This window comes from Rhodococcus sp. PML026 (genome assembly GCF_000963615.1).
GTDB lineage: Bacteria > Actinomycetota > Actinomycetes > Mycobacteriales > Mycobacteriaceae > Rhodococcoides > Rhodococcoides fascians.
In genome coordinates this window covers 1-4,054 of the sequence record NZ_KQ031377.1, presented here as the reverse complement: position 1 = coordinate 4,054, position 4,054 = coordinate 1, and the positions used below count along the sequence as shown (strand labels likewise).

2 protein-coding genes and 2 pseudogenes are annotated in these 4,054 nt (G+C 65.8%); 1 reads left to right on the top strand and 3 read right to left on the bottom strand.

Features of this window, described 5'->3' with window-relative positions; genetic code table 11:
- The 3 genes and pseudogenes from VF34_RS24135 to lnt all read right to left on the bottom strand — a co-directional run.
- Nucleotides 1-331: pseudogene (locus VF34_RS24135) on the bottom strand (c-type cytochrome biogenesis protein CcsB); the annotation flags it as partial.
- A gap of 4 nt (nt 332-335) precedes the next feature.
- Entirely contained in the window at nt 336-1,958 is a 1,623-nt protein-coding gene (gene resB / locus VF34_RS24130; protein WP_045841170.1) for a cytochrome c biogenesis protein ResB, read from the bottom strand.
- Nucleotides 1,959-1,992: 34 nt separating this feature from the next.
- The gene (gene lnt / locus VF34_RS24125) at nt 1,993-3,468 is read right to left on the bottom strand and encodes an apolipoprotein N-acyltransferase (RefSeq protein WP_231578201.1); all 1,476 of its coding nucleotides are present in this window, start codon (nt 3,466-3,468) and stop codon (nt 1,993-1,995) included.
- A 291-nt stretch (nt 3,469-3,759) separates the two neighbouring features.
- Between lnt and VF34_RS24120 the strand changes: the two are divergent.
- Nucleotides 3,760-4,054, top strand: a pseudogene (locus VF34_RS24120) (signal peptidase II); the annotation flags it as partial.

Sequence of the window (4,054 nt, the reverse complement as noted above, 5' to 3'; positions counted from 1 at the left end):
ATTCGTACATGTTGCCCCACGGCGGCCTGCCGGTGGCGATCCCGCGAAGGATGATCGACCCGATATGCAGGGTCAGTGCCACCATCACCAGCCCGAGTCCGCTACGCCCGAAACGTTCGGATGGAACTCGCCGGGGTGCGTCGGGAATGCGTCCGGGCGTCGTCGACGTGGCAGCAATGATCCGAGCACGAAGTCGCTCCGTATTGTGCAGTTCCGCGCTACGGGTCGTTGCGAGCTGTGCGAGGAATGCGATCGCGGCGAGGAGATAGACCACGAAGGCGGTCTCGAAGCTGATGTCGCTCCACCGGGCGAGGGTGTCGTCGATCGGCATGGTGCTACACCGTTTCTCTGTCGTGGTTCTCGGACGGGCTCTGCGTGTGCGGCCAGATCTTCAACCGAAGGGTCTGGAATTCCGGTCCCCAGCCGGCGTGATCGGTGCGAGCCAGGCCACCCATGTCCACTGGCGAGAGACCGCGCTCGCCGGGGTGGACCCGGAACCAGACACGGCGACGTGTGATGACCAGGGACACCAGTAGTCCGGTCATCATCGTGACCGCGAACACGAGCACCCACCGCTGCGCGGGGTCGTATCCGACCTGGAGGTTCGCGAATTCCTTGGCACCGTCGAACCGGACGACGGTGCCGTCGGAGAGGGTCGTCGATTCTCCGGGCCGCAGGTTGACCCGGTCCTGCTTGACCAGCCGGCCCTGGTTGATCATCTCCTGGTCCAGGGAGAAGATCGACTGCGGGATGCCGGTGTCGAGACCGGTGTCGCCTTTGTAGATGTCCACTGCCACCGCGGGATCGACCAGTTCCGGGAAGCGGGAGGAGAGCAGGTTGCCGTTGAATTGCGCGGTGGGCGCGAAGAGTCCTTCGATGGCGATCTGCCCTCGGCGGCGCTCCTCGGCGGTGGCGTAGGTCCCCCCGGGTGGGTCGAATCGCAGCGCGCCGCTGCTGAGGAACGTGGTGGCGTCGTCGGGGCGGAACTGCAGCGCTTCGGTGCGGGTCTGGCCGTCGGGGAAGGTGACGGTGAACTCGGGGGCGTAGCCGTGTCCGGTGAGGTAGATGCGTTCGTCGCCGAGCCGGAGGGGTTCGTTGACTTTGAGTTGATAGTCGCGCCAGGTGTCGGCGGCGATGTCGTCGGCGCTCTGGTAGGAGATGTTCGAGGTGAACATCTCGGCCTGACCGTTCTCGAGGTAGTCGGCGGTGAAATCTCTGACCCGGATACAGAACGGCTCGAGTCCGGTGCCGTCGGTGCTGTTGCCGGCGCGAAAGGAGTCGTAGATCGCGGGCGAGGTGTTGCAGAAACCGGGCCCGTTGTCGGCGATGACGATGACCGAGCCTTCGTAGCCGAACAGTTTGCCGATCGCGATGGCCGCGAGCAGACCGATCAGCGAGAAGTGAAACAGCAGGTTCCCGGCCTCGCGGGTGTAGCCCTTCTCCGCCGAGAGAGTCAGTGCCCCATCGGGCTCGGGTCGAACGGCGGTACGCCACCCTTTCAAGTGCCGCGCGATGTCGGCGATCACCTTCTCGGGGTCACCGGCGAGGGTGCCCGAATGATGCAACGGTAGTCGAGTGAGGTTTCGCGGTACTCGAACAGGTTGTGCGCGAAGAGCTTTGCCGTGCTCGATCAACCGGGGAGTCAGACAGCCGATCAGCGACACGAACAACAGGACGTAGATCGCGGTGAACCAGGAACTCGCGAACACGTCGAACAATTCCAGCGTGTCCATCACCGGCCCGAGAACCGGACGCGCGGCAATGAAAGAATCGACGGCCTGGGTATTGAGATTGCGCTGCGGCAGCAAAGCGCCGGGGACAGCTGCGGCGGCGAGGAGGAACAGCAGCACCAACGCTGTCCGCATCGACGTCAGTTGTCGCCACCGGTTGCGCAGCATCGCCACTGTTCTGCGCACCAGTCCCGGCGAGTGCGCACGGGGGTGTTCGTCGATCGTCATCTCCGCACGCCCTTCACCGACCACCATCTAAATACTACGCGACATAGTAGTTTGCGGGGTTCGGTGTGATGGAGCGTGGTCGGCGCAGCAGCGAGAACGCCAGTGCTGCACCAGCGCCGGTGGCGGCAATCCATTCCGGAACGCTGCCGGTGATCGTCGCCGGGGTGAGGGTGGTGCTCAGTGACACCTCGGTGACGACAGCTGCGGGGGTGAACAGCTCCGTGCGCTCGACGACCTCCCCGCGTGCATCGATGACGGCGCTGACGCCGCTGGTGGCCGACACGACGACGCTGCGCCCGTGTTCGACCGCTCGTACCCGCGACATGGCGAGTTGTTGATAGGTCATGTTCGTCCGACCGAAAGTGGCGTTGTTGGTGGGCACTGCGATCAGCTGGGCACCGGCGCGCACGGAGTCGGTGAGCAACGAGTCGAAGGCGACCTCGTAGCAGGTGGCCACCGCGACGTGCACTCCGGCGAGGTCGAGGACGCCGTTGCCCTGGCCCGGGGTGAAGTTTCCTGCCTGGGCGGCATAGGGAGAGAGTGCGGTGACGATCGTGCGCATCGGCAGGTACTCCCCGAACGGCACCAGTTGCCGCTTGTCGTGCCTCTGCCCGGGCCCGGTGACGGGATCCCACACGATCGAGGTGTTGCTCGTGGTGCCGTCGTCTCGGCGGAGAACCGTGCCGACGAGTACGGGGACTCCGACGGCGCGGGCCGCGGCGTCGATACGTGCGGCGGCGTCGGGGTTGCGCAGGGGATCGATGTCGGAGGAGTTCTCCGGCCAGATGACCAGGTCGGGTGCGCGTACGCGGCCGGAGTCGATGTCGGCGGCGAGCTCGATGGTGCGCTGAACATGGTTGTCGAGAACCGCGCGTCGTTGGGCGTTGAAGTCGAGACCGAGACGCGGGACGTTGCCTTGCACCAAGGCGACGGTGACCGTGTCCTGCTGCGGCGGAGCGAACAGTGGAGCCACCACCGTGAGCGCCCCTACAGCAGTGGCCACACCGATGCACGACGCTGCTGCAGTTCTGCGGGTGATGCGACCGGAGGCAACGACGCCGGCCAGAGCGGACCCGATCAGCACCACGACGAACGACAACCCCGGCGCGCCGATCACCGCAGCCAGAGGCAGCAGCGGCCCGTCGGATTGACCGAATGCGATGCGGCCCCAAGGGAAGCCGCCGAACGGGACCCGAGATCGTGCCGCTTCCATCGCCACCCAGGCGCTCGCCACCCAGACCGGCGCCCACGGCAGTCGGGACATCCGATCCGCTACCGCACCGAACAGTGCCACGAAGAGTGCTTGAACGACGGACAGCGCCAGCCACGGCACCGATCCGACGTACTCCCCCACCCACGGCAGCAGAGGCACGAAGAACGCCGAGCCGGCGACGAAGCCGTAGCCGGCCCCCGCACGCGCCCCTCGCCCGCGCACAGCCAACAGCAGCATTGCAAGTGCTACCGGAGCGAGAAACCACAGATCGATGGGCGGGAATGTGGCATACAACATCAGCCCGGATGAGGCGGCGGCGAGGAGCCGGATCCACGCGCGGACTCCGTTGCTGCCGGTCACCCACCGCGCCCGGCTCGGGTCGTAGACGAGAGGTCGAGGCCCGGGCTCGATGCCGGGAGCCGATCTCATGACGGCACGCGCGTGCAGCCGGTACCGGAGGAGCCTCTGCCGTTCATCAACTACTATGGTGCATAGTATTTTATGTGATGGCAACTCTGCGGCGGTGACCGATCCCCTTCCGTCGACACCCAGCACCTGTCCGAGATACACACCCGAGAACGAGGATCCGTGAACCGCTCGCCCACCACGTCTCCCACGCGGCTGCGTGCTTACGCAGTGACTCTCGTGCTGACATTGGTCGCTACCGCGCTGACCGTCGACTACTGGGCGCAAGAAGCATTGGTCGGCTCTCCGATCCCACTACCGATCCTCGAATTGCGGCTCGCCTTCAACCGCGGAATGGCCTTCAGTCTGGGCAATTCGCTGCCCCTATGGGTGATCGTGTCGGTCACGGCGACGATCACCGCCGGGGTCGCGGCCTACGGATGGCACAGCGCTCGGCACGGGGAGCAGTGGACCACGG